Below are 2,041 nucleotides of genomic sequence, written 5' to 3'. Positions count from 1 at the left end.
GTCTAGGTGTGTGGATGGGTAGGGGAGCGTCGTGCGGCCGGGGAAGCAGCCGAGTGATCGAGTTGTGGAGGCCGTGCGAGTGAGAATGCAGGCATGAGTAGCGAATCAGAAGTGAGAAACTTCTGCGCCGGATGACCAAGGGTTCCTGGGCTAGGCTAATCCGCCCAGGGTAAGTCGGGACCTAAGGCGAGGCCGACAGGCGTAGTCGATGGACAACGGGTTGATATTCCCGTACCCGCTAGCACGCGCCCATATCGAATCCAGTGATACTAAGGGTCCTTAAGCCCCTGTTGTCCTTCGGGACTTGGTGAGGCTGAACGCCTGGCCTGATCTGGTAGTAGGTAAGCGATGGGGTGACGCAGGAGGGTAGCCCATCCCAGGCGATGGTTGTTCCTGGGGTAAGCATGTAGCCCGTGGCATAGGTAAATCCGTGCCGCATGTAGGGTGAGATGTGATGCCGAGCCGATTGTGGTGAAGTGGGTGATCCCATGCTGCCGAGAAAAGCCTCTAGTGAGTGTGCCGGCGGCCCGTACCCTAAACCGACTCAGGTGGTCAGGTAGAGAATACCAAGGCGATCGGGTGAACTGTGGTTAAGGAACTCGGCAAATTGCCCCCGTAACTTCGGGAGAAGGGGGACCCTTGCTGGTGATGAGTCTTGCACTCGGAGCTGGTGGGGGTCGCAGTGGCCAGGGGGAAGCGACTGTTTACTAAAAACACAGGTCCGTGCGAAGTCGTAAGACGATGTATACGGACTGACGCCTGCCCGGTGCCGGAACGTTAAGGGGACCGGTTAGTGCGCCTTCGGGTGTGCGAAGCTGAGAACTTAAGCGCCGGTAAACGGCGGTGGTAACTATAACCATCCTAAGGTAGCGAAATTCCTTGTCGGGTAAGTTCCGACCTGCACGAATGGCGTAACGACTTCCCCGCTGTCTCAACCACAGACCCGGCGAAATTGCACTACGAGTAAAGATGCTCGTTACGCGCAGCAGGACGGAAAGACCCCGGGACCTTCACTACAGCTTGACATTGGTGTTTGGGACGGCTTGTGTAGGATAGGTGGGAGACGGTGAAGCTTGGACGCTAGTTCGGGTGGAGTCATTGGTGAAATACCACTCTGGTCGTTTTGGATGTCTAACCCGCGCCCGTGTATCCGGGTGGGGGACAGTGTCTGGTGGGTAGTTTAACTGGGGCGGTTGCCTCCTAAAGGGTAACGGAGGCGCCCAAAGGTTCCCTCAGCCTGGTTGGCAATCAGGTGTTGAGTGTAAGTGCACAAGGGGGCTTGACTGTGAGACCGACAGGTCGAGCAGGAGCGAAAGCTGGGACTAGTGATCCGGCGGTGGCATGTGGAAGCGCCGTCGCTCAACGGCTAAAAGGTACCCCGGGGATAACAGGCTGATCTTCCCCAAGAGTCCATATCGACGGGATGGTTTGGCACCTCGATGTCGGCTCGTCGCATCCTGGGGCTGGAGTAGGTCCCAAGGGTTGGGCTGTTCGCCCATTAAAGCGGTACGCGAGCTGGGTTTAGAACGTCGCGAGACAGTTCGGTCCCTATCCGCTGCGCGCGCAGGAGACTTGAAAGGGGCTGTCCCTAGTACGAGAGGACCGGGACGGACGAACCTCTGGTGTGCCAGTTGTTCTGCCAAGAGCACGGCTGGTTGGCTACGTTCGGGAGGGATAACCGCTGAAAGCATCTAAGCGGGAAGCCTGCCTTGAGATGAGGTCTCCCACCTGGAAACAGGGTAAGGCTCCCAGGAGACGACTGGGTTGATAGGCCGGAGGTGGAAGCATCGTGAGGTGTGGAGCTGACCGGTACTAATAGGCCGAGGACTTGACCACAAAGCGTTTTGCTCGCGTCCACTATGTAACTCAGAAACAACAAGCTGGGGTGACCCTGGTTGTGTGTTTCAAGGGGTTACGGCGGTCATAGCGGAAGGGAAACACCCGGTTACATTCCGAACCCGGAAGTTAAGCTTTCCAGCGCCGATGGTACTGCACCGGGGACGGTGTGGGAGAGTAGGACACCGCCGGACAAATATTTGAT

General features: G+C 57.5%; 2 rRNA genes (1 of these 2 cut by a window edge). Both read left to right on the top strand.

Features of this window, described 5'->3' with window-relative positions:
- Positions 1 to 1,836 (top strand): 23S ribosomal RNA (locus AB0B89_RS35515); it begins 1,278 nt to the left of the window's first position.
- 77 nt (positions 1,837 to 1,913) lie between these two features.
- Positions 1,914 to 2,030 (top strand): 5S ribosomal RNA (rrf, locus tag AB0B89_RS35510).
- Positions 2,031 to 2,041 lie beyond the last annotated feature (11 nt).

This window comes from Sphaerisporangium sp. NPDC049002 (genome assembly GCF_040649355.1).
In the GTDB taxonomy this organism is placed as follows: Bacteria; Actinomycetota; Actinomycetes; order Streptosporangiales; family Streptosporangiaceae; genus Sphaerisporangium.
The sequence above is the reverse complement of the archived record's forward strand: the minus strand, read 5'-3'. Positions and strand labels throughout refer to the sequence as shown.